This window comes from Mucilaginibacter sp. P4_E8 (genome assembly GCF_056401495.1).
Window position 1 is genome coordinate 20,343 of the sequence record NZ_JBFUJG010000015.1, and the last position, 24,781, is coordinate 45,123.

The following is a 24,781-nucleotide window of genomic DNA, read 5'->3' on the forward strand; positions in this document are numbered from 1 at the left end:
AAATTCGGCATAACTGAATTTTATACTCAAACACGTTTAAATACTATTCTTTTTACAAACCATTTTTTGTTTTTTACTCAAAGAGTACCAACTTCGCAGTCCAATATTTACTATGATATCTCATTATAAAAAAATAGCCCAGGAGCTTTCTATCTCCGAAAAACAAGTTAGCGCTACAGTAGACTTACTTGACGAGGGTGCTACCGTTCCGTTTATTTCCCGTTACCGTAAAGAGGTTACCGGTACGCTTGATGAAGTGCAGGTGACCGAGATCCGCGACCGTGTGCAGCAGCTGCGCGATCTGGATAAACGCCGCGAGGCCATACTGAAATCGCTTACCGAGATGGGCAAACTAACACCCGAGCTGGAAAAGCTGATCAATGAAGCCGAGACCATGGTGGCACTGGAAGATATTTACCTGCCATATCGCCCCAAACGCAAAACCCGCGCCACTACAGCTCGCGAAAAGGGTCTGCAGCCACTGGCTGATCTGCTATTGGAACAACGCAAAGCCGATCTGCAAACCGAAGCCGCTGTTTATATAGATGCCGAAAAAGGCGTGAATAGCATAGAGGAAGCGCTGGCCGGGGCAAGGGATATCATTGCCGAAACCATCAGCGAAAATGCAGAGGTGCGTACCCGTATTCGTGAACTGTTTATTGAAAAGGGGACTTTCCAATCAAAAGTTATTGTTGGTAAGGAGCAGGAAGGGATAAAATACAAAGATTACTTTGACTGGACAGAGGCTGTAAAGTCGGCCCCATCGCACCGCATCCTGGCCATGCGCCGCGGCGAAAAAGAAGAAATTTTATGGCTGGATATAAAACCGGAAGAGGAAGAAGCCGTAGCCATATTGGAAGACACTTTTATAAAAGCAAATAATACATCGGCCGACCAGGTAAAACAGGCTATTGCCGATGGCTATAAACGATTGCTGAAACCATCAATGGAAACCGAGGTGCGCCTGTTCACCAAAAAGAAAGCTGATGAAGAAGCCATTCGTGTTTTCGCGGAGAATGCGCGTCAGCTTTTATTGGGTGCACCATTGGGCCAAAAAAGGGTAATGGCAATTGACCCTGGATTCCGTACAGGCTGTAAGCTGGTTTGTTTGGATGAGCAGGGCAAGTTACTGGAGAACACCGCTATCTATCCGCATACGGGCGCGGGACAGGCACGCGAAGCCGAAAAAACGGTTCAGCACCTGTTTGAAAAATATCATATTGAAGCTATTGCCATAGGTAACGGCACTGCCGGCCGCGAAACGGAGCTGTTTGTGCGTAACCTGAATTTACCGGGCGCAGTTATAGTAATGGTGAACGAAAGCGGTGCTTCTATCTATTCGGCATCTGATGTGGCGAGAGAGGAGTTTCCGGATAAGGACATTACTGTGAGGGGCGCGGTATCTATCGGCCGCAGGTTGATGGACCCATTGGCCGAGTTGGTGAAGATCGACCCCAAATCAATAGGCGTAGGGCAATACCAGCACGATGTGGATCAGAACAAACTGCAAACCTCGCTGGATGATACCGTAATGAGCTGCGTAAATGCGGTTGGTGTGGAGCTGAACACTGCATCGAAACAAATACTGGCCTATGTATCAGGTCTGGGGCCGCAACTGGCGCAAAATATTGTCGAGTACCGCGATCAGAATGGCGCCTTTAAACGCCGCGATCAGCTTAAAAAAGTGCCTCGTTTAGGTGATAAGGCTTTTGAACAGGCAGCAGGGTTTCTGCGCATACACCAGGCCGAAAATCCGCTGGACTCAAGCGCGGTACACCCTGAGCGTTACAGCCTGCTGGAGCAAATAGCAAAAGATATGAATTGTTCGGTTAAGGACCTGATGGGTAACGCGCCGCTGCGCAAAAGCATTCCCCTGCAAAAATATACTTCAGAAACGGTGGGCCTGCCTACCCTGAATGATATCATGGCCGAACTGGCCAAACCGGGTCGTGACCCGCGTGAGCAATTTGAAGCGTTTAGTTTTACCGATGGTGTAAATGCCATTGGCGATTTAAAGGTGGGTATGAAACTGCCCGGCATTGTTACCAACATCACCAATTTTGGCGCCTTTGTTGATATTGGCGTTCACCAGGATGGGTTGGTACACCTGAGTCAGATCACCAACAGGTACATTAAGGATCCTAACGAGGTGCTGAAAGTGCACCAAAAAGTGGAAGTTACCGTTACTGAAGTTGACGTGAACCGCAAACGCATAGCTTTATCAATGAAAGAGAATGATAAAAGCGCTCCGCAAGAAAGAAGAAATGAGGAAAGAAGACCTGTGGGTAACAAACCTGTTTATAACAAAAAGCCCGAACAGCAGCCCGAAACAGATATTGCTATAAAACTGGCGGCCTTAAAGAATAAGTTTAAGTAGGGGTCGGGCTGTCATTCCCGAAAACAGGTGGGATGACAGCCCCTTATCTTATTTTTTAACGTAAAGGTTTATTCCAAAGTGATCTGCCTCCTGATGCTTTCTTCAAGCGATATGAAGGTTTCGGTACGTTGGATGCCTTTAACGCCCTGGATCTGCTCATTCAAAACCTCACGCAGGTGGGTGGTATCATGACATACAATTTTGGCAAAAATACTCCATTCGCCGGTGGTGTAATGCAGCTCAACGATCTCCTTGATGGTTTTCAGCTGCTTTACCGCCTCATTGTACTGCGAACCCTTTTCCAGGTAAATACCCAGAAACGCTGTAATGTCATACCCTAATTTCTGAGGATCTACTTCCAGGCTGGCTCCTTTAATTACACCCATCTCCTCCAACTTTTTCATCCGCACGTGTATGGTTCCGCCAGAAACGATTAACTCTTTAGCTATCTCAGTGTATGGAGTAGTAGCATTTTTCATTAATATTGATAAAATCTGAATATCAAGATTATCAATTTCTAAATTTTGAGCTTTTCTGTGGGACATAAATTTGAATATCTATATTGAAATACAAGTTTAATTAAAATTTGAATAAAAATAAAATATTTTTGTTGAAATATTTGCAAGGAATTGATAGGTCTATTAAATTTGTATCAAGCAAATGACAATTGCTTATCGTTCTTTAAACAAAAAAACAATGTTGGGTGGTGAAATTTTTGGCAGACACACCTCCTTGTCCCGGTGGCGGAGATCCTGGAAAACCCGAAGCGGGCTAACCACTCTGTGAAGGTTCGAATCCTTCCCCAACAGCAAGTTCTAAGTCTGAAGCCCTGAGTCAGAAGTCAATGAAAGACTTTCGACTTAATACTTCGAACTGAAGACTTATATCCTGTAGGATGGTGAAATTTTTGGCAGACACACCTCCTTGTCGCGGTGGCGGAGAAATTGGGAAACTTTCAGCAATGAAAATAACCACTCCGTGAAGGTTCGACCCCTTCTCCTACAGCTCTTCTCATAATTTAGGTTTATAATTGGTTAGTAAAGGCCCCTGCCCATCAGGGGCTTTGCTGTTTCTAAAGGTTTTTATTTAAAATCAAAAGAAAAGAATCAAGACATAAGACACATTTTTTTACGCACCATCTTTTATCCTTTATCAAAGGTCCTTCATCTTTCTTGATTTATCCTATCAAAAATGTTACTGTGTCATTTTTACACATTGGTATTGATGCTTCAATATTTAATTATAAATTTGATACATTGCCAATTATTACAATCGATTGYGATTAAACCCTATTATTGTAATAAACAACAGTTAAAACCAACCTATAATTAGCGCATATATGAAAAAAATCGTACTGATGGTACTTGCAGCCTGTTGCTGTATCTGTTTATCTTGTAGTAAAAAACGCGTTGATAAGCCCCGCGTACTTATTTTCTCCAAAACCATGGGCTTTCACCATGCATCTATTGATGCGGGTATTGCAGCCATTCAAAAATTGGGCAGGGAGAATGGTTTTGATGTGGACACCACCAAGAACGCCGGTATGTTTAATGAGGATAACTTAAAAAAATATTCAACCGTTATTTTTTTAAGTACCACAGGCGATGTGCTTAACTATCGCCAGGAAATTGCGTTTGAGCGTTATATACAAGCCGGTGGTGGTTTTGTAGGTGTACACGCCGCTACCGATACCGAATATGATTGGGGATGGTATGGCAGGCTTGTAGGAGCCTGGTTTTATGACCATCCGGGCATACATGATAAAAACCCAAATGTACAACCGGGTACTTATAATGTGGTTGATGCTACTAATGACGCCACGAAACACCTGCCTAAAGTATGGAAACGCACCGACGAATTTTATGCCTTTAAAAAAGAATTGGCACCCGATGTTCATGTGCTGATCACTTTGGATGAAAACAGTTATAAAGGTGGTAAGCGTATGGGTTACCATCCGGCAACCTGGTTTCATGATTTTGATGGAGGGCGCGCGTTTTATACCGCTATGGGCCATACCGAAGAATCATATAAGGAAGATAACTACCTGAAAATGCTGTTGGCCGGTATCAAATATGCTATAGGCAGCAATAATGAGCTGGACTATGCTAAAGCAAAATCGCAGGTGCCGCCTGAAGAGGACCGGTTTAAAAAGACTCAGCTATCAACAGGTCAGTTTTTTGAACCAACCGAAATGACCATTCTACCTAACCTGGATATATTAGTATTACAGCGCCGCGGCGGTATTATGTTGTATAAGCACGATACCCAAAAGGTAAAACAGGTAGGCTATTTTGATGTGTACTATAAAACATTGCATACCCCAAATGTAAATGCCGAAGAGGGAATGCTTGGTTTGGCTAAAGACCCTGATTTTGCCAATAACAACTGGGTTTATATTTATTACAGCCCTGCCGATAGCTCAGTAAACCGTTTATCAAGATTTACTTTTAAAAACGATACCCTGATTAAATCAACCGAAAAAGTGATACTGGAGGTAAAGGCCCAGCGCGAGATATGCTGTCATACGGGTGGTTCAATAGCCTTTGGTCCCGGACCTGATAAAATGCTATTCTTTTCGGCTGGTGACAACTCTACTCCGTTTGATGAAAAAAAGCAGAAATATGTAACCAGTGGATACGCTCCGTTAAATGATGATCCCGGCCACCTGCAGTTTGATGCCCGCCGTTCGGCCGGTAATACCAATGACCTTCGCGGTAAGATCATGCGTATCAAGATCAACGATGATGGTACTTATGCTATTCCCGAAGGAAACCTGTTCCCTAAGGGTACACCAAAAACCCGTCCCGAAATTTATGTAATGGGCGACAGAAATCCTTACCGTATCTCCGTTGATCAAAAAAACGGGAATTTGTATTGGGGCGAGGTTGGTCCTGATGCGCATAATGATAGTTTAGACACTCGCGGCCCGATGGGTTATGACGAAGTGAACCAGGCCCGCAAAGCAGGTAATTTTGGTTGGCCATATTTTGTGGCCGATAATAAGCCTTACCATGTTTACAATTATACCACGGGTGCATATGGCAAAGCCTTTGACCCTAAGCATCCGGTTAATGAATCGCGCAATAATACCGGTTTAAAAGACCTGCCACCTGCGCAATCGGCATTTATATGGTATCCTTATGGTCCCTCGGCTGATTTTCCGGAGGTGGGTGCCGGCGGACGTAATGCCATGGCCGGGCCGGTATATTATACCGATATGTTCCCTGCAGAAACCCGTTTTCCAGATTATTACAATGGCAAATTCTTAACTTATGATTGGATGCGCGGCTGGATAATGGCTGTAACCATGCAGCCTAACGGCGATTTTGATAAAATGGAACCGTTTTTCCCGACCCTGAAAGTAAACTCTATGATTGACATGGAGGTTGGCCCCGATGGAAGATTATATGGTTTAGAGTATGGAAGCGGCTGGTTCACCCTAAATCCTGACGCTGGTTTATTCCGTATTGACTACATTGCAGGTAACAGGCCGCCGGATATTTCATCTATAAAGGCTGATAAAACATCAGGTCAATTGCCGTTTACAGTTAAACTGAGTGCCAAAGCCAAAGATCCTGAGGGCGATAAAATAGTCTATACCTGGGATTTAGGCAATGGTGTTACCAAACAAACAGATGTACCACAGTTAGATTATACCTATACCAAGCCCGGCGATTATAAAATAATCCTTGAGGCAAAAGATAACCAGGGTGCTGCTGATAAAACTATGCCGTTAAAAGTATATGCGGGTAACGAGAAACCTGAAGTAACTATCAAACTAACCGGCGGTAACAAATCATTCTATTTGCCGGGTATACCTCTTAGTTACGTGGTGACTGTTACTGATGGTGTAAATACAGCTAAAGTTGACCCTAAACGCATATTTGTTGAGGTTAATTATATTGATGGCTTCAAGAAAGCTGTCTCAGCGTCGCAGTTGGAACAGGGCGAACCCGAAAACAGCGGAAAAGCTATTATGCTTACCATGGATTGTAAAAGCTGCCATAAAGAGGTAGGCAAATCAATAGGGCCATCATTTATAGATGTATCCACCAGGTACAAAAAAGACCCTGATGCTATGACAAAACTTACTGATAAGGTAATTAAAGGCGGTAGCGGTGTTTGGGGCGAAACTGCGATGTCGGCACACCCATCCATAAAAAAGGGTGATGTTGATCAGATCATAACCTGGGTACTATCGCTTGATAATAAAGACGCGCAAAAGAAATCCCTACCGCCATCAGGTTCAATTTTGCCTGATCCGGGTAAGAAACCAACCAGTACATTGGTTTTATCGGCCAAATATACTGATGAGGGTGGCGAGGGTATCAAGGCTTTAACCGGCCGCGGTATTGCAACGTTAAACAGCAATAATTACTTGTTTTCGGGCAGCGAAAAGGTTAATGGCTTTACGGCATTTAAGTATAATGGCATCAACCTCATGATCATGCCACCAACTGAAAGCTGGTTTGAGTTGGATAACATTGATCTTACCGGTTTACGATCAGTAAACCTGACACACTTCTGGCAAGCCGCACCAAGCATCGGTTTTAATTTTGAAGCCCGCATTGATGCACCCAATGGTAAACTGGTGGGTAAAGGAAGCATGCCTGTGCCTGCAAAAGATCAAAAAGCGGGTATTACACATTTGGTAATTAACCCGGTTACTGATGGTAAGCTACATAAGCTTTATTTTATTTACAAACCTGTAAAACCAGTGGCCATGCAGGCCGGTGTAACCGGTGTGCAGTTTAGCGCCAAGTAAATTTGATGATTTAAAAAAGCCCCGGCGATTTATCGCCGGGGCTTTTTTTATGGAGTTTGTTATGTTAGATCAAGCTATACCTTAAAATATTTTGAAGCCTACGCTCAATGCCCACAGATTCTGGCGTTTGGCAAAGCTATCGCTTATTTTGGTCAGGCCGCCTTCATAGCGCAGATCGGCAGTGATGGCACCTATATCAACACCGGCGCCTACCTGGTAACCTATATTACTTTTATTAAAATTGTTAACTGCTCCGTTGATATTATCGCCTAAATTACCGCTTTTATCCAGCTGATAGGTATATATAGGGCCGCCCATAACACGGAAATTCAGATCTTTTTCGCCGAATGATTTACCAATAAGTAGTGGTACGTTAAGGTTGGTGAACCTTACTTTGCCACTAAAATTCTGGTTGTTTTCGCTCGATTCAAATTTACCGCCGGTTCCGCTTAAATAAAGTTCTGGCTGAAAATACCAGCTGTTACCCACGCGGGCAAATAAACCGGCCTGGTAACCGGTAAGGTTTGATTCTTTTAAATTGTCGGAGCTGATTTTTGAAAAATTAACACCTCCCTTAATACCTAATGAAACTTGTGCCTTAGCGCCGATGCTTACAGCAATCAGTAACGCTGCACTTAATAAATACTTTTTCATAATCTTGATGTTAGTTTATGCCGGTTGCATTCTTATTTACTATTGTACCCGGCATTTTTTAAAATTTAGTTAGTTTATAAACAAGGCCAAATTTTTAAGCCTTGTATAGTAGCCTATCAATTGACGAGCCAAAATTTTAAATGTTGCATGGAAATTCAACTGAAACTATGCCAATATCACCTCTCCTGCAGTATATTTACCGATTAAATGAGCTACAGATATTTTAGGCCTTGCCTGCACTGTATTTTTTATATTTTTGCTGAAAATAATTAATCATGGCTGAGATCAGTATCACAAACAAAGAGTGGGAACGGGTAAAAATCAAGGTACAGCGTAAATATAACCACCTTACCGATGAGCAATTGCAATACTCTGAAGGCCAGGAAGAAAGCCTGATAACCAAATTAATGGACCTGGTAAACCGCGACAGGAGATATGTGGTGTTCACTTTGAGAAAAGCATTGGTGAATATTGATAATAACCGCCTGTAAATAAGGCTGAATTTTTTAAAACCGATATGCTTTTTGTATTTTTATACGTTTATATGTTGAAATAGGGTAATGGTGATCAATAAAAGATACAAAAGGATAGGTTTATTTGCTGGTATTGCATTGCTGGCCGGCGGAGTGATGGCTTTTAATGATGACTTATTCCAGATCTCAAAAAATCTGGATGTGTTTGCATCAGTATACAAAGAAGTAAATATTAACTACGTTRATGACATCAACTCTTCAAAGCTGGTGAAAACCGGCGTTGATGCCATGCTTGATGGTCTTGATCCTTATACCGAATTTGTTCCTGAATCAGAAATAGAAGATTATAAGCTGCATTATGTAAGCACGCAGTATGGCGGTATTGGCGCCAGCATTTTCTCGCGTACAGGAAAAGTGTACGTTTCGGATGTTTTTGCAGGCTTTCCGGCTCAAAAAGGCGACGTTCACCCGGGCGATCAGATCCTTAAAATAAATGACATTGACCTTAACGGTAAAAATAACGACCAGGTAAGCCAGTTGCTTAAAGGCTCAAAAGGCGCTGCCATAAAATTGCTACTTAAACGTGATAATACGCCGCAGCCATTTGAAAAAAACCTGATACGCGATGAAATTAAACAGCCTAACGTATCCTACTATGGTATGGTTGATGGCAATATGGGTTATATTAAGCTGGATAAATTCCTGGAAAACTCTGCAGGCGAAGTTACAAATGCTTTAACAACTTTGAAAAAGAGCAACCCCAACGGTATAATACTTGATTTGCGCTCCAATGGTGGCGGTATATTACAGGAAGCGGTAAAAATTGTGAACCTTTTTGTACAAAAGGACGTAGAGATTGTATCGCAAAAAGGAAAGATCAAGGATAAAAACTTTACCTATAGTACAATAAGCACACCACTTGAGCCTAATTTACCTTTAGTGGTGCTGGTTAACAGCCACTCAGCCTCGGCATCAGAAATTGTTGCGGGCGCTCTGCAGGACCTGGACCGTGCTATTATTATTGGTCAGCGCAGCTATGGCAAAGGGCTGGTGCAGCAAACGTTTAACCTGCCTTATAACAGTTTGGTTAAAATAACCATTGCCAAATACTATGTGCCGTCGGGCCGTTGCATACAGGCACTTGATTATAGCCACCGCAAGGATGATGGTAGTGTAGTAAAAGTGGCCGATTCGCTGATACATGAGTTTAAAACCAAAAACGGAAGATCAGTATATGATGGCAGCGGTATTTATCCTGATATTTTTATTAAACAGGAAAAATTTGCCAATGTAACCCAGGCACTGGTAGGCAAACTGCTGATATTTGATTATGCTACCGTTTATCGTGATGCGCACCCCAAAATTACCGAACCAAAATCTTTCAGTTTATCAGATGCTGATTACAATGATTTTGTAAAATACCTGGCCGATAAAAACTACAGTTATACCACAGCATCTGAAAAATTACTGGGCAGCCTGAAAACAGAAGCAACCAAAGAAAAGCAGTTTACTGAGATCCAAAATGAGTATGATATTTTAAAATCAAAGCTGCTGGCCAGTAAAAAGAATGATCTGCAACAACATAAGCCCGAAATAAAACAGGTGCTTGAAAATGAGATAGCTTCGCGCTATTATTATGAACGGGGCCGTTACGAAACCAACTTTAAGTATGATAAAGAACTGGCCCAGGCCATAAAAACCATGCAGGACAAGGTTCAGCTGGCATCCATACTAAAAGGCGAAGGCAACTATAAGGTAATTGGCAAACCTATGCTGGCTATGGCAGGTAAAAAGAATGCCGATAAAGATACCGACGACGACCAATAAGCCAACACATTGTACATCATGGTGTTAAAAATTGTAACCAATTAGTTACCTGTATGTTATGGGTAATGGCTAAACTATTGCCGTAGCTTATCGTCTTAAATACAAAGTAACACGATAAAACTATGAAAAAGTTAATTTTAACAGCAGCCATATTTTTTAGCTGCTTATCAGTAAAAATAGCCAGTGCTCAAATAAGCTTAAGCATAAACATTGGCAGCCAGCCCGATTGGGGCCCAACAGGATATGACCATGCAGACTATTATTATATGCCTGATATTGATTCGTACTATGATGTTAATGCTCATCAGTATGTGTACCTGAATAATAATGTATGGGTGCATACAACCGCATTGCCACCACGCTACAGTAATTATAATGTATATAATGGGTATAAAGTTGTTGTAAATGAGCGTACCCCATGGGTTCACAATGATGTTTATAGAACTAAATACAGCTCATACAGAGGACAGCGTAACCAAACCATCATTCGCGATAGTAAAGATGTTAAGTACCGCAACCACTGGAATGGCAATGATAACCGCGGACAAGGTCGCAGGGTTGTTGTTCACAAAACAAAAACTGTTCACAAGGATAATGGCAACCGTGATAAACATGATGACCATCGTGACAATCCCGGGCAGGGCCACAGAAACTAATTTGTATTGTTAATTTTTATATAAAACAGGCTCTTCTTAATTGAAGAGCCTGTTTTTTTATGGCATAATTTTAGACTATGTAAAGGAAGGTAAAATTAAAATTTAAACTTTTTACGATAATCATTGTCATACCTCCATAAAATGAAGCGATCATGGCCTGCTATTCAAACAATGGAATTAACCATGATAACTTTATCAACACTTAAAAAAACTTTCTAATGAAAAAGCTCATTTTATCAGCAGCAATATTATTAAGCTGCTTAACGTACAAAACAGCCAGCGCCCAGGTAGGTATAAGCTTAGGCGTAAATATTGGCAGCCAGCCCGATTGGGGCCCGGTAGGATATGACCATGCTGACTATTATTATATGCCCGATATTGATACTTACTACTATGTGCCAACTCACCAGTATGTATATTATGATAATAATGTATGGGTACACCGTACCTATTTACCGGTACGTTACCGTAATTACAACCTGTATGGTGGCTACAAGGTGGTTATTAATGATCGCGATCCCTGGTTAAGGAATGATGTTTACAGAACAAGGTATTATGGTTACAGGGGTCGCCATGATCAGGTGATCATCCGTAACAGCCGTGATGCCAGGTATGCCCACCATTGGAGAGGCGACTATAGCCGCAGGTATGCCTATAGCCATTCCCGCAATTATGGAGGTAATCATTATGGACGTCCAAATTATGGCCACAGAGGTGGTTATAACCGGGGCAATTACGGACATGGCGGCGGCAATCACTGGGGTGGTGGTCACGGGCGTCCGGGTAATGGCGGCGGTCATGGGAACCACGGTGGTGGCAATGGCAATCACGGCGGTGGTCACGGGAACCATGGAGGTGGTCATGGTGGTGGCCATGGCAGGAACTAATTATTATTGTTAAGGTATTATATGAACAGGCTTCCTAAAAAAGGAGGCCTGTTTTGTTTGATACGGAATTTCTTCTTAGGCCGTCGCCCGGCTCCAGTCCACAGGTGTTGGGAAGATTGTAATTGCAGTATATATTCCCTCCCTTGGGAGGGGTGAGGTGGATTGTGCAGTGGCAGGGAGGGGTTTCTACGCGCGATTAAACCTTTATGCTCAATAAACCCCTACCTCCCCTTCCCCAGGGAAGGAATCGCACTGACCCCAAGCTTTCTTTTTATTCTTTCGAACACCTGTAGGCTCCAGCCGGGTAATATAATTCCACTAAAAATGCAAAATAGCTTTAAAGCTTATGTTGCGGCCCATGTTGTAAATACCGGTATGCCCGTTGGGCGATGACTTGTAATATTCAAAATATTTAAGTCGGTTCAAGTTAGCTTGATAAGCAGTATTAAATAAATTATCCCCCTGTATAAAAAACTCATAGAATGATGTGGTTGCTTTAGCAGGTTTAATAGTAAAACCCAGGCCGGCATTAAACAGGGTGTATCCCTTTGTAAAAGTTTCGGTATTGTCAAGCGCGTAAAAATGGTTTTGGTTTGCATAACTATCGGCTTCAATACGGGCGTTTAATTTGGTAAACAGGCCATATGTACCCGGCAAGCTCACCTTTAATGCCGACCGGATATGTAGCGGCGGTATAAAGGGCAGGTATTTGGCTGCGTTGCCGTATTGAGCTATCAGTTGCGGATTTTTATTAATTCCGGTTACCCAGGCCACGCTATTATCAAGGGCAAGCCATTTAATGCTTTGTGGGTGCAGGTTCAGGGTAAATTCGGCACCATAAAGCCTTGCCTTTGATTGCTGGTATTGGTAGGTGCTGTTGCCCGGTACAATAATTACAGGGTTTCCATTAGCGTCGTTAACTTTAGCCTGATAAATGTAGTTGTCAATATTGTTGTTAAATACTTCGGCAATCAGGTCAACATCGCTCAGGTAGGCAATAAAGCCAAGGTCCTGTTGCAAGCTAAATTCGGGATTAAAGCTGCGGTTGCCCAGGTATACAATATGCGCCCCCGGGTCAAGTCCGTTTGAGCCTATTTCGGTAATATTTGGTGCACGGTAGCCCCGCGCGATATTCGCTTTTAGCAGCAAGCGGTCGCTGATGTTATAGGTAAGTCCCAGGCTGCCCGAAAATCCCTGGTAAGTATGTTTAAATGACGGGAACTGCAAGCTGGCGCCGGCAGTATCAGGCAGGCGGGCTTGTTGACCAAAGCCTGTTTGCGCATTGGTACCCACATAAAAATTATTCCAGCTGATGTGCCGGTTATCATATCGGATACCGCCGGATATATCAATCTTAGCAAAGCTTTTTTTGACGAACAGGAACCCTCCGGCATCAAACAAATTATAATCGGGTATGGGGAAGTCGGTAGCGGCCTTACTGCGGTTGGCCTGGTAAATGCCGTTAATGCCCGCAGTAGTTTCAACTCCGCCGAATGATGGCAGGTTGTACCGTACATCGTAATTAACTGTATTAAGCACCACATATAAACCAGCCTGTTCAGGAACGGTAGGGTGGTTATATTCCCTGCGGATACTTTGTTGAAAACCCAATGAAGTATTGATGCTGCCATCGCCGGTTTTAAAAGAGTTGGTAGTATACAAGCGATAATGCTGTATGCGCTGGTGCAGTGGCGCAATAGTATATGAACGTAACTCATTATCAGGCACTATGGGGCGGTTTTTGATGTCATCTAAACCCCCTTCGTATATTTGTTTAGTAAACCGCCTGCTGAGCGAATCGCGGCTGCCATCGGGTATTTCCTGACGATTGTCATACAGCGTAGCACCAATTTGCGAGTATCCCCATGATTTATCAACCCGGGCAATGCCCGATAAATTAAATTCACGGAAGCCCGTATTATAAACCAGCCCGTCAACTTTGTTCTGGTAGTCATGCGCTGTTTTGGCGGTAGCGCGAAAGGCATATTTCCAGCTATTTTTTTTGTATGATAAACCAACAGAGGTGCCTATCATGCCGTTATTAGTATGGTAATCGGTTATTACATCGCCATTCAATTTACCATCGTCGCCATTAGGGATATAGGGTATCATGTTAATAACACCCGCCAGCGCATCAGAGCCATACGTTAAACTGGCCGGGCCTTTTATCACTTCGGCGCGGCCTATGCCATACTGATCTATCTCGATACCATGTTCATCGCCCCATTGCTGCCCTTCCTGCCGCATACCATCGTATAACGTTAAAACCCGGTTATAGCCAAGGCCCCTGATAAAAGGTTTAGAAATATTTGGCCCGGTAGTAACAGCACTTACACCCGGCACTCCTTTTACAATGGCATCAATAATGTTATTATTTACGTGTTGTTCAATATCTTTTTTGGTCATTACAGCTATAGGTACAGGGTTGCTGCGTAATTGTGTAGCACGAGATACACCGGTAACCACCACCTCATTGAGTTTGGAAGGTTTTTCTTTTAGTATAATGTCATTAACAACTGGCTCATTACTATGGATAGTGATATTAATGGTCTCGGGTTCGTAACCAATGCTGCTAATGATTATGCCATAAGTACCTTCCGGAATATTTTTTATTTCGTAATAACCCTTACTGTTGGTACTGGTACCCTTGCCGATACCTTTAATACTTACCGATGCATAGGATATTGGTTCATTATGGCTGGTGATTCGGCCTTTTACAACTCCATTTTGGGCGTATAAATAGTTGCTGGTAAGTAATATAAGAAGTAAAAGTATAAAGCGCATAGTGATTTAATTTCGTGCAAACATATTTAAATTATTTGATTAATTAAAGTAAAAAAATTAGTCTTGACTAATTTTACAATAAACGCAATGTTTTTGCCTATGTTTGTGTGTAATCATATTGGGGATGTACACATTATCAGAAGAGAATTATTTAAAATCCATTTACAGGCTTGCCCAGCAAACCAATTTCAAAATAACGCCTACTGCAATTGCCGAATCATTGGGTAATAACCCGGCATCGGTGGTGGATATGATACGTAAGCTCACCGAAAAACAGCTGATAGCGTATGATAAAAAGAATGGAGTAAAGCTAACCGCGCAAGGTTTAAAGGATGCCGTACTGATAGTGCGCCGCCATCGTTTGTGGGAGGTTTTTTTGCTGGAAAAGCTGGGCTATCACTGGGATGAGATCCATGATATTGCCGAGGAGCTGGAACACATTAGCAACGCCACGCTTGCAGACAGGCTCGATAAATTCCTGGGTTTCCCTGAGTATGACCCGCATGGCGATCCTATACCCAAGGCCAATGGTAAAGTACCCAAACCGTACTCAGTAACCTTAACCGACCTAAAAGGGGGCGACGCCTGCCGGGTAGCCGCTGTACGGGATACCAGCAGTTCGTTTTTGCAATACCTGCAAAAGCTGGACATAGGTATAGGTACACGCATACAGTTGGTTGAAAAAATACCTTTTGATAATTCACTGGTGATCAGTATCAGCGGCAAGGAAAATACTACAGTATCTCAAAAGTTTGGCGAGAATATTCTGATAGATTGATTTTTTTGTTTGTCATCCTGAGCGATAGCGAAGGATCTGTTAGCAAACTATGTGTACAGCGAATAGATGCTTCACTGAGCTCAGCATGACAAGTGGGGTAAGAAATAAAATCGTGTTAATCCTTTAATCCGGTTAATCAAAGTTCAGAAAAAAGAATTGCGCTGCGCGTAAAGGCCTGCCCACCATACTTCGACAGGCTCCATGACAGCCTTACTTTGTTATATGTTATTGCGGCCATAGTGGTAATGAACTTTTCTTCTTAACTTTAATAGTAAACACACCGCCATGGAAGAATCAGAAAAACTTACCCGCATCATTGAGGCCCGGATGAAGCTAAAAGCCCGGTTTGAGGAAAAGATGAAGCTCACCCCATCGGTTGCCGATGATGCACCGCGCGGATCGGGCAAGACAAACCGCCACGGTATGCCGGCCCTGCCCATAGGCCAAACAGTTACTTACAAGTGGCCGGTGCTTGACCTCGGGTATCAGCCTGCTATTCCGCTCGACCGGTGGAGACTCACCATTGATGGCGCCGTTGAAAACCCGGTAAAGCTTACCTGGAAAGAGTTTATGGATCTGCCGCAAACCAAAGATACTTCTGATTTTCATTGCGTTACTACATGGTCAAAACTCGATATGCCCTGGAAAGGTGTTAGCCTGCTTGATCTGGCTGCATTGGTTCATCCTAAAGAGAATGCCACACATATTATGTGTTATGGTTACGATACTTACAGCACCAACCTATCGCTTGAGGAAGCATTAAAGCCCGATGTGTTATTGGTACATACTTTTGAAGGGCAACCCCTGCAAAAAGAACACGGCGGCCCGGTGCGGATGATAACCCCTCAGTTGTATGCCTGGAAGGGTTCTAAATGGATAAAGCGCATAGAATTTTTAACCGAAAACAGATTAGGCTTTTGGGAAGATCGCGGCTACTCAAATACTGCATATCCATGGCGTAATGACCGGTACAGTGACTAATATATGGGAAGAATAGAGCTTAGCAGGACCGCATATTCAACAAATTTTGTTTATTTAATAAAATGCTTAATAGGGGTTATAATTTGTTACTTATTATATAAGTATATCCCTCAATACCCCTTTTATTGGGCCATTGTTTCTGTAGTGGTTGCTTTATCACCCGATGATAGCAATCAACAGGCATATGATAGGATGAAGGCGAATGTGCTGGGCTGTGCCGTTGGTCTTTGTTTGTATCCCTTGCATTTGCCTAACCTGTTAATATTATGTGTAGGTGTGGTTATGACCATAGGCATAGGAATTGCTTTTAAGATCACCCATACCTTAAGAAGCGCGCTTGCCGCCCTTGTTATTGTTACCATACAGGAAGAGCTGGAAAAGCATTGGTACATAGCGTTGGAGCGGGTAACCTGCGTCGTGGCAGGCTGCCTGGTAGCCCTGATGGTCACGATGCTTTGTAACTCAATTATCCGGCTTAAGGCAAAAAGCTCAAGGCAAAAAGCCTAAAGCGAATACAAGTAAAAGCTTTAAGCCTTCAGCTTTTTGCTTTCAGCTTTTACGGTTTCCCGTTTATCTTGGCCGATTCTTCCAGTTCATTATCAACCTGATCGTCAAAATACAGGCGGTATATCACCCAGTCGCTTTTAGGTTTGTAAAACATAAAGGTAAATCTTACCGGTTGTTTTTCATGTTTAACCAGATAGCTGTATAATACCAGGCTGTTTGAAGCCTTACGTTGAACAATTAGCTCTTTACCTATATACATGCCAATTAAGCCACGTGTAGTATCTATTTTGGCTATCAAACCCTTTAAGCTGGTTGAATCGACCAATGGGTTGGTTTTAAAAATATTGATGATGGCCCTTGAAGTGCCATCCTTTTCATAGGTTTTAAAAAACTTGTCGATATAAGTGGTTACGCCGGTAATAGCTGCTGCCGGTGCCTTTACTGTGGTTGTAGCTGTTGGGGTTTGTGCAAAGGCTGTGCTACAAAAAATGCAGGCTAATATTACAAAAAGTGTCGGTTTTATTGCTTTAAGGCTGAAGTATTGCATACTGATATTTTATTGGCCTAAAAATAGGTAATTAAATAATATCAACCTTTGTGTACAAGTAAAATCCCGGTAAAATTTATGAAGGGAAATTAGAGTGGTGATCGGCCAACTACCGTTTCTTTAAAAAAGCGGTTTTAAGCACAATGCTCATACCATCAATCTTGCAGTCAACCTCCTCGTCGTTATCGGTAAGGCGGATCTTTTTTACAAGGGTACCTTGTTTTAACGTAACACCTCCGCCTTTAACTTTTAAGCTTTTTATCAGGGTTACCGAATCGCCTTCGTTAAGGATATTGCCGTTGCTGTCTTTTACGTTTGATTGTTCAATTGCCGTTTTTTTAAATTTTATGTTATAAAAAAGCCTGCCACAAGAGCAGGCTTTTTTATAATAGCTGTATAGCGTAATTACTTAGTAACGTACATTACTTCTTTAACCGCTTTAATTACCCTTTCAGGGTTGGGCAGGTATTCCTGTATTAAAGTTGGTGCGTAAGGCAGTGGCACATCGCCACCCATAATGCGTAGTATAGGCGCATCAAGGTAATCAAACGCGTCTTTTTGTACTTTAAAGGCAACCTCGGTAGCAATTGAACCTAAAGGCCAGCTTTCTTCAATGATTACCAAACGGTTTGTTTTTTTAACCGATTCAATTACTGTTGCGTAATCAATAGGGCGAACGGTGCGCAGGTCAATCACTTCGGCGTGAATACCTTCTTTCTCCAGTTCGGCAGCGGCAGCAATAACCACTTTCATGATCTTACCAAAGCCAACTAAAGTAACATCAGTACCTTCTTTAACAACTTTTGCTTTTCCTAAAGGAATATAATAGGTATCTTCTGGTACTTCGCCTTTATCGCCATACATTAATTCAGATTCCATGAAAATAACCGGATCCGGATCAATTATAGCCGATTTTAATAAACCTTTTGCATCATATGGGTTTGATGGTACTACCACCTTTAAACCCGGACAGTTGGCATACCAGTTTTCGAAACACTGGCTGTGTTGCGAGCTAAGCATACCCGCGTTACCGGTTGGGCCGCGGAAAACGATTGGAACCGAAAACTGGCCACCGCTCATTGACATGATCTTGGCTGCACCGTTGATGATCTGGTCAATGGCCACTAACGAAAAGTTAAAGGTCATGAACTCAATGATGGGGCGCAAACCATTCATGGCCGAGCCAATGCCTATACCGGCAAAGCCTAATTCAGAAATGGGCGTATCAATAACGCGTTTGGCACCAAACTCATCCAACATACCCTGACTTACTTTGTAGGCGCCATTGTATTCGGCAACCTCTTCACCCATCAGGTATATTTTGTCGTCGCTGCGCATTTCTTCGACCATGGCCTCTCTTAGCGCTTCTCTGAATTGTATTTCTCTCATTATATTATATAAAATGATGTTTTTTGCGACCGCAAATATAAACACTAATGTGTAAAATGCAATCCCTAACCCGGTGCAGATAAGGTTTTACCGCATATATTTTACAAAAAACAGTACATTGCTGGTATAAACCTTATACTAATGAAATTTCCGTCGTTAAAAAACCTTGCCCAAGGTGCCGCTAACACCATAAGGCGTTATATTTTGAAATTAAATTTGAGGTCAGCAATATGAGTTTTCGCTTGGTAAAGAATAAGAATCCTGAAGTTACTGCGGTTACGTTTATGTATCTGATTAAGCAAAAGTGATTTTGGTTGATTGAGAGATAGGTCATCCTGAACTTGTTTCAGGATCCCACTGGACGGATAGCCACTGTGTGAACCTTACATGTGAGATGCCGAAATAAATTCGGCATGACTTGAATTTTAAAAGGTCTGTCATCCTGGGCTCGTCAAAGGATCGCGCGGAGAGGCCTGCCCACCACGCTTCGACGGGGCTCAGCATGACAGCCATATAGGGCATGGGCTATCCAAGCATTCCCATATCAAACTTTGGTTTGAGGGTATATTTAAGTTGTACCAGTCCGCTGCTAAACTGTTCTGAGCCAAGAAGCACCAGGTCAGTACGTTCTTTAATATCAATAAACAATGGCTTGCCGCTGCCTAAAATTGTGGGATGTACGGATAGTAATAATTCATTGATTTGATTTTGCGCTATAAATGCCGATACCAGTTCGGCACCGCCATACAGCCAGATATTGGCACCCGGCTGGTTCCTGATTTCATAGACGCGTTGCTTAAAATCAGCTCTGGTAATGATTTCATTATTCCCTTCTACATGGGTGAGGGTATCTGAAAATACATACATTTTTAGCGCCGCGAACATTTCTGGATAGGAAGCCATCAGCATTTCATAGCTTTTGCGTCCCAGGAAAATAGCATCGGTGCTGTTTAAAAACTCAGTCATGCCATAATCTTGATCCGCAAAACACCAGTCGTATTCGCCATTTGGACCTTCAATATAACCGTCGAGGCTCATGGCCAGGTTTAAAATCACTTTCCGCATAGATATTTTTTAAAGGTATGATGTGGTTATTCTTCGGTGACGCGGTTTTTTTCCTGCCATTGTTTGCTGAACGATTTTTCGGCTACGTTTGGCATCTCTCTGAAATGGCCCCACGACTTCTTAAAGAAAGTTTTAAGCAAATAGTTTTTCATTTTGCCGCCAAAAAAATCCATAAGCTTGCGTTTAAGCATGCCTTTTTTCCAGATACTCCAGCCCCAGCGTTCTTTGGCGTTAGTTAAGTGCTCATTCACTGCATCGCGGCGGTTAAGCAACAACATTTTGTGAATATCAATTTTTACCGGACAAACCTCGGTACACCTGCCGCATAAGCTTGATGCATAACTCAGGTGCTTAAACTCATCCATCCCGCGGGTATGTGGGGTTATAATAGAGCCAATAGGGCCGCTGTAAGTAGTGTTATAGGTGTGACCGCCTACGTTCTTATAAATAGGGCATACGTTTAAGCAGGCGCCGCAACGGATGCAATACAGGCCCTGCCGTTGATCTTTTTGAGCCAGCAGATTGGTGCGGCCATTATCCAGCAATATCACATACATTTCATCGGGCCCGTCGGTTTCGTCAGGCTGACGCGGGCCGCTTAAAATAGTATTATAAACAGTAAGATTTTGGCCGGTACCATGGGTGGACAGCATAGGCCAGAACAGGTCAAGATCTGCAATGGAAGGGATGATCTTTTCGATCCCCACAATGGCAATATGTATTTTGGGGAATGTGGTGCACAAGCGGGCGTTTCCCTCGTTCTCGCTAATGGCGATGCTGCCGGTATCGGCCAGCAGGAAGTTGGCCCCGGTTATACCTATATCGGCCAGTAAATATTTATCGCGCAATAATTCGCGGGCTTTTAGCGTAAGCTGCTCGGGAGTGGCATCAATAGGGGTGCCAAAGCGCTCGTGAAACAGTTTGGCTATATCCTCTTTACTGAGGTGCATGGCCGGGGTAACTATATGATATGGCTTTTGGCCCAGCAACTGTACAATGTATTCGCCCAGGTCGGTTTCTAATGATTCCACATGATTACTTTCCAGGAACTCATTTAAATGAATTTCCTCGGTAACCATTGATTTCGATTTAACTACCGTTTTAGCGTTTGCTTTTTTTATAATGTTCAGGATCTCGCGGTTGGCCTCTTCGGCATCATTGGCCCATATTACTTTGCCGCCGCGCTTTTGGAAATTGGCCTCAAACTCTGGTAAAAACTTATCCAGGTTCTCCATCACCTTCCATTTTATCACATGCCCTTTGCGTTTGGCATTGTCAAGGTTAATGATGCGGGAAAGGCCGCGCGCTACCGAGGTGCTGTATTTATCAATGTTGTTATTGATAATACGGCGGTGATCAACATCAAATGCCTTTTCTGTTGAGGCAACCAAAAACTCTTCCGCAGTGCTTCCCATATATGCGAAAATAAGGTTTTTTTGTTTAGATTGTTTTTGTAGAAATGCAAATTTGCGTCTTAAATATTACCACAAACAAAAAGAGACGCATATAATGCGTCTCTACAGGTCTTTATTTATTCACTCGCCTTCCCATCAACTAACGGGCGCTTATCGCGGTTGGCCAGTTCCCAGCCGGTGTAAAATACCAGTTGTGCACGTTTGGCCAGCAGTGGGAAGTTAATTTTACTTACTTCATCGCCTGGCTGGTGGTAATCGTCATGTACGCCGTTAAAGTAAAATATGATGGGCACACCATGTTTGGCAAAGTTATAATGATCACTGCGATAGTAGAACCGGTTAGGGTCGTTTGGATCATCATATTTATAATCAAGATGTAATTTGGTGTAGGTATTGTTAGCCTGCTCGCCAACATTATGCAGCTCCTTGCTCAACATGGCCGAACCTATAGCATATACATAATTTGCAGAATCGGGCTTGCCAATGTATTCGTATCCTACACGACCTATCATATCAATATTAAGATCGGTAATGGTATTGGCCAGTGGAAATACCGGATGCTCTGAATAATACTCAGAACCCAGCAAACCTTTTTCTTCGCCTACATTACCTAAAAACAGGATACTGCGGCGCGGGCCATGTCCGTCTTTTTTAGCCTGGGCAAACGCACGTGCAATTTCAAGGATGCCGGTTGTTCCTGATCCATCGTCGTCGGCACCGTTATTTACTTTGTCTTTAGCCTTTTCATCGGGATTAAGACCGATATGGTCGTAATGGGCCGAGAATATCAGCACTTCGTCCTTCAGATCGGTACCGGGCATATAGCCAAGCACATCAACTGCTTTTACATCGCCCCTTGTAGTGGCGTAATTGATCACTACAGCACTTTTTACATTTAAAGCCGGTGTAATAGCCGCAGCCGAAGCAGTTTTTAACTGATCATAGGTTTTACCGCTTGGTTTTATTAACTCATCAGCCAGTGTGGTAGTGATATTAAACAAAGGTGCATTGGTATTTGCAGGTTTAGCAGCGGCGTCTTTAATAGTAAGGCGCGGACTGGTTACACTTTTACCAAAACGACTAAGCGCGCCTGCAATGCCCGGATTGGCAGCAAGTATGGCGGCCGGTTTTTTACTTTGTAGATATTTAATAGTTTTGGTACGGTTAGCAGTTAAGCGGTAGCTCGTATTTGGGGTTGCACCTGCTTCGGGCTTATCCTCGTTTATCCAAAGTAATATTTTCCCGGTAAGGTCAGTGTTGCCTATTTCGGTGTCGGTTCCATAACCTACAAACACAATATCATTTACATTGATGTTATTATCAGGGTAGGCGCCATTCAAAAAGAAATCCCGACCGTACTCAAACGTTTTTCCGTTTACGGTGAATGCGGTTACTTTTAAAGCATTTTCGGTAAGCGGAACGTTTAAAAAATAGGAGCCATTTACAGGAGCCTGCAGGCCTAACCTTTTAAATTCAGCAGCTATGTAGTTGGCTGCCTTCTCGGCGCCGGGCTTACCGGTTTCGCGACCCTCAAATGCGTCAGATGCTAAAATGCTCAGGTGTTTTTTGGCATCATCTGCACTAATGAGCTGCGCGTATTTTACAGCTGTTGGATTTTGCTGGGCACAGGCATTTAATACAAATGCTGTTGAAAATGCCCATAACGTTATTTTTTTCATTTATTATCAGTTAATTGTGTTTATGGTTTATGTAGTAGAGGCTTATAGAAAAGAGGCTTTTGAACTTATACCTTTCGCCTTTATCCTTTTACCTTTCAGTTTTAACAGGCAATTTTGCCAACACGTGTAGCGTGTCGGCCTCCTTCAAAATCAGTATTTAAAAAAACAGCTACAATTTTTTTTGCCTCCTCGATACTGATAAAACGGGCTGGTATACATACAATGTTGGCGTTGTTATGCTTGCGGGCCAGTTCGGCCAGTTCCTCGTTCCAGCATATGGCCGCGCGGATATCCTGATGCTTGTTGGCGGTTATAGCCACTCCGTTAGCGCTGCCGCAAACCAGGATACCAAGATCAAAATCGCCACTTTCAACTGCCGATGCAACGGGGTGGGCAAAATCAGGGTAATCGGCAGATTCATTGGAGTGGGTTCCAAAATCCTTTAGTTCAGATGCCTCCACAGCTTGCAGTAAAACTTGTTTATAATCAAAGCCGGCATGGTCGGCACCAATGGCAATTTTTAGCCCTTTTATCATAGCCCTAAAATAATATTAAAATGAAGGGCTAAAAGTAAAGAATTTGTTGGAAATGGGAATAAATGTGTGGGTGATTAGATTTAAGACGATTAAAATTCTCTTTACGCGTTATTGCGAGGCACGAAGCAATCTCTTTACGCATAATATTAAATAGCTCAATACCGCTATGGCCGCGGGGGCCTTTTACTTTTGTCGTGACAAAAGTAACAAAAACACTTTTTTTGATTTAGGCTTCTTTGCCGCACATGGGCCTTACCCTGCAAATCAGACAGAACCACAGACTGCAAACAATTGCCCTACTTTGTTCGCACATAGCCCTGCTTCAGCAAATATTTGCTATGCCTTTTGCAGCCGCATGAGGCCATCATTGTTCTGCCTGATTTCACCCGAAGCGAGCTGCATGAAAAGATATTGAACTGTGAGAATCAGGGATCAAGAATGATACAACAAGAAAAGCTGCCACCGGCAGCTTTTCTTGTTTATTTATATGTCTTTTCATCTGCACATCTGAAATCTATCATCTGCACATCTGCTTTACGATTTCATAAATTCTTCTTCTTTTTTCAGTTTTCTTTTTTCAACCAGGCTGGCCACTACAATACTTACTTCGTAAAGTACAAACAACGGTATACTTACAACAGTCATAGTAAGCATATCGGGTGTTGGTGTTACAATGGCCGCTATGATCAATATAATTACTACGGCATACCTGCGTGTTTCGCGCATAAACTTAGGGGTTAAAACGCCCAGGTTTGATAATATGTACACCAGAATAGGCAGTTCAAACACCACACCCGTTGCCAGTGTTAAGGTAGCCACTGATGATATGTATGAATCAATAGAGAATAAGTTTTGAATTTTTGTACTTACCGTATAGCCCGATAAAAAGTTGATAGACATGGGCGTGATTACATAATAGCCGAAAAGTACACCCATAAAAAACAGTATACAAGCATAAAAAACAAAGCCGGTAGCCGCCTTGCGTTCTTTATCATGCAGGGCGGGTTTTATAAAGCGCCATATCTCCCAGATGAGGTAGGGGATACCCAGCGTAATGCCTATAATAAGCGCCGAGTTGATCTGCAGGGTAAACTGCCCGGCCATTTCTGTATTGATGAGCTGTATGTTGATCTTATCGATGCAAAAACCGGAGCGGTGTAACATTGCGCCAAGCTCGCACAGCATGCGGTATGTCCAGAAAGTGGGCCTGCTGGGACCCATGATAACGGTATCAAAGATCCAGTCGTAAAAATAAAATACTACGGATGTAAATATTACAATAGCTACTGATGCCCTGATCAAATGCCATCTTAAAGCTTCCAAATGGTCAAAGAAAGACATCTCTGCCTCCATCGTTTTGCCTTTATCTCTTATGGCTTTAATTATCTTGTTTTCGCTCATTGTGTATTTAAATACCGCTATATAAACGCTATTGTGCTAAGTACGTTTTATTGTATGAAG

At 42.7% G+C, this 24,781-nt stretch carries 20 protein-coding genes and 1 tRNA gene; 10 read left to right on the plus strand and 11 right to left on the minus strand.

The genetic code is table 11. From position 1 onward, the window contains the following. Nucleotides 1-112: 112 nt before the first annotated feature. The gene (locus AC1DRQ_RS09015) at nucleotides 113-2,377 is read left to right on the plus strand and encodes a Tex family protein (RefSeq protein WP_477423769.1); all 2,265 of its coding nucleotides are present in this window, start codon (nucleotides 113-115) and stop codon (nucleotides 2,375-2,377) included. A 68-nt stretch (nucleotides 2,378-2,445) separates the two neighbouring features. Here the strand turns inward: AC1DRQ_RS09015 and AC1DRQ_RS09020 are convergent, their stop codons facing one another. Beyond that, nucleotides 2,446-2,922 carry an Lrp/AsnC ligand binding domain-containing protein gene (locus tag AC1DRQ_RS09020; protein ID WP_076373882.1) on the minus strand — a complete coding sequence of 159 codons (477 nt, stop codon included), beginning with the start codon at nucleotides 2,920-2,922 and terminating at the stop codon, nucleotides 2,446-2,448. A 152-nt stretch (nucleotides 2,923-3,074) separates the two neighbouring features. Between AC1DRQ_RS09020 and AC1DRQ_RS09025 the strand changes: the two genes are divergently transcribed. Together AC1DRQ_RS09025 and AC1DRQ_RS09030 are read left to right on the plus strand one after the other, a co-directional pair. Beyond that, a tRNA-Asp gene (locus AC1DRQ_RS09025) sits at nucleotides 3,075-3,186 on the plus strand. A 530-nt stretch (nucleotides 3,187-3,716) separates the two neighbouring features. Next, nucleotides 3,717-7,142, plus strand: coding sequence for a ThuA domain-containing protein (locus AC1DRQ_RS09030; RefSeq protein WP_477423770.1), 3,426 nt, complete (start codon nucleotides 3,717-3,719; stop codon nucleotides 7,140-7,142). An 81-nt stretch (nucleotides 7,143-7,223) separates the two neighbouring features. Here the strand turns inward: AC1DRQ_RS09030 and AC1DRQ_RS09035 are convergent, their stop codons facing one another. Then, the gene (locus AC1DRQ_RS09035) at nucleotides 7,224-7,796 is read right to left on the minus strand and encodes a porin family protein (RefSeq protein WP_477423772.1); all 573 of its coding nucleotides are present in this window, start codon (nucleotides 7,794-7,796) and stop codon (nucleotides 7,224-7,226) included. A 275-nt stretch (nucleotides 7,797-8,071) separates the two neighbouring features. Between AC1DRQ_RS09035 and AC1DRQ_RS09040 the strand changes: the two genes are divergently transcribed. The 4 genes from AC1DRQ_RS09040 (at nucleotide 8,072) to AC1DRQ_RS09055 (ending at nucleotide 11,639) form a co-directional block, all read left to right on the plus strand. Next, complete coding sequence (locus AC1DRQ_RS09040) at nucleotides 8,072-8,287, plus strand: hypothetical protein (protein WP_477423774.1); 216 nt, start codon at nucleotides 8,072-8,074, stop codon at nucleotides 8,285-8,287. A 69-nt stretch (nucleotides 8,288-8,356) separates the two neighbouring features. Continuing rightward, nucleotides 8,357-10,096: a S41 family peptidase gene (locus AC1DRQ_RS09045; RefSeq protein WP_477423775.1), complete on the plus strand. Its 1,740-nt coding sequence runs from the start codon at nucleotides 8,357-8,359 to the stop codon at nucleotides 10,094-10,096. A gap of 122 nt (nucleotides 10,097-10,218) precedes the next feature. Continuing rightward, the gene (locus AC1DRQ_RS09050) at nucleotides 10,219-10,752 is read left to right on the plus strand and encodes a hypothetical protein (protein ID WP_429399646.1); all 534 of its coding nucleotides are present in this window, start codon (nucleotides 10,219-10,221) and stop codon (nucleotides 10,750-10,752) included. Nucleotides 10,753-10,970: 218 nt separating this feature from the next. After that, on the plus strand, nucleotides 10,971-11,639 hold the full coding sequence (locus AC1DRQ_RS09055; protein WP_477423777.1) for a hypothetical protein: 669 nt from the start codon (nucleotides 10,971-10,973) through the stop codon (nucleotides 11,637-11,639). A gap of 318 nt (nucleotides 11,640-11,957) precedes the next feature. Here AC1DRQ_RS09055 and AC1DRQ_RS09060 read toward each other — a convergent pair whose 3' ends face one another. Beyond that, nucleotides 11,958-14,423: a TonB-dependent receptor gene (locus tag AC1DRQ_RS09060; protein ID WP_477423779.1), complete on the minus strand. Its 2,466-nt coding sequence runs from the start codon at nucleotides 14,421-14,423 to the stop codon at nucleotides 11,958-11,960. 124 nt (nucleotides 14,424-14,547) lie between these two features. Here AC1DRQ_RS09060 and AC1DRQ_RS09065 point away from each other — a divergent pair, with 124 nt between their 5' ends. The 3 genes from AC1DRQ_RS09065 to AC1DRQ_RS09075 all read left to right on the plus strand — a co-directional run bounded on the left by AC1DRQ_RS09065 (nucleotide 14,548) and on the right by AC1DRQ_RS09075 (nucleotide 16,689). Next, nucleotides 14,548-15,201 carry a metal-dependent transcriptional regulator gene (locus tag AC1DRQ_RS09065; protein WP_477423781.1) on the plus strand — a complete coding sequence of 218 codons (654 nt, stop codon included), beginning with the start codon at nucleotides 14,548-14,550 and terminating at the stop codon, nucleotides 15,199-15,201. Nucleotides 15,202-15,486: 285 nt separating this feature from the next. Further along, entirely contained in the window at nucleotides 15,487-16,182 is a 696-nt protein-coding gene (locus AC1DRQ_RS09070; protein WP_477423783.1) for a molybdopterin-dependent oxidoreductase, read from the plus strand. A gap of 3 nt (nucleotides 16,183-16,185) precedes the next feature. Beyond that, on the plus strand, nucleotides 16,186-16,689 hold the full coding sequence (locus AC1DRQ_RS09075; RefSeq protein WP_477423785.1) for an FUSC family protein: 504 nt from the start codon (nucleotides 16,186-16,188) through the stop codon (nucleotides 16,687-16,689). Between the two features lie 49 nt (nucleotides 16,690-16,738). On the opposite strand, the gene AC1DRQ_RS09080 is transcribed toward AC1DRQ_RS09075, so the two are convergent. From AC1DRQ_RS09080 to tatC, 8 genes are all read right to left on the minus strand, one after another. After that, nucleotides 16,739-17,236: a hypothetical protein gene (locus AC1DRQ_RS09080; RefSeq protein WP_477423786.1), complete on the minus strand. Its 498-nt coding sequence runs from the start codon at nucleotides 17,234-17,236 to the stop codon at nucleotides 16,739-16,741. Between the two features lie 109 nt (nucleotides 17,237-17,345). Then, a complete protein-coding gene (locus AC1DRQ_RS09085; protein ID WP_477423874.1) occupies nucleotides 17,346-17,642 on the minus strand; it encodes a zinc ribbon domain-containing protein YjdM in 297 nt (98 codons plus the stop codon). Next, nucleotides 17,642-18,625, minus strand: a complete 984-nt coding sequence (locus tag AC1DRQ_RS09090; RefSeq protein ID WP_477423788.1) for a pyruvate dehydrogenase complex E1 component subunit beta — start codon at nucleotides 18,623-18,625, stop codon at nucleotides 17,642-17,644. The genes AC1DRQ_RS09085 and AC1DRQ_RS09090 overlap by 1 nt, the downstream gene beginning before the upstream one ends. A 525-nt stretch (nucleotides 18,626-19,150) precedes the next feature. Continuing rightward, nucleotides 19,151-19,690 carry a dihydrofolate reductase family protein gene (locus AC1DRQ_RS09095; protein WP_477423790.1) on the minus strand — a complete coding sequence of 180 codons (540 nt, stop codon included), beginning with the start codon at nucleotides 19,688-19,690 and terminating at the stop codon, nucleotides 19,151-19,153. A 26-nt stretch (nucleotides 19,691-19,716) separates the two neighbouring features. Beyond that, the gene (locus AC1DRQ_RS09100) at nucleotides 19,717-21,105 is read right to left on the minus strand and encodes a LutB/LldF family L-lactate oxidation iron-sulfur protein (protein WP_477423791.1); all 1,389 of its coding nucleotides are present in this window, start codon (nucleotides 21,103-21,105) and stop codon (nucleotides 19,717-19,719) included. Nucleotides 21,106-21,221: 116 nt separating this feature from the next. Then, nucleotides 21,222-22,784: a M28 family peptidase gene (locus tag AC1DRQ_RS09105; RefSeq protein ID WP_477423792.1), complete on the minus strand. Its 1,563-nt coding sequence runs from the start codon at nucleotides 22,782-22,784 to the stop codon at nucleotides 21,222-21,224. 101 nt (nucleotides 22,785-22,885) lie between these two features. Next, nucleotides 22,886-23,320, minus strand: a complete 435-nt coding sequence (rpiB, locus tag AC1DRQ_RS09110; protein ID WP_477423794.1) for a ribose 5-phosphate isomerase B — start codon at nucleotides 23,318-23,320, stop codon at nucleotides 22,886-22,888. Between the two features lie 534 nt (nucleotides 23,321-23,854). Beyond that, a complete protein-coding gene (tatC, locus tag AC1DRQ_RS09115) occupies nucleotides 23,855-24,721 on the minus strand; it encodes a twin-arginine translocase subunit TatC (protein WP_477423795.1) in 867 nt (288 codons plus the stop codon). Nucleotides 24,722-24,781: the final 60 nt, after the last annotated feature.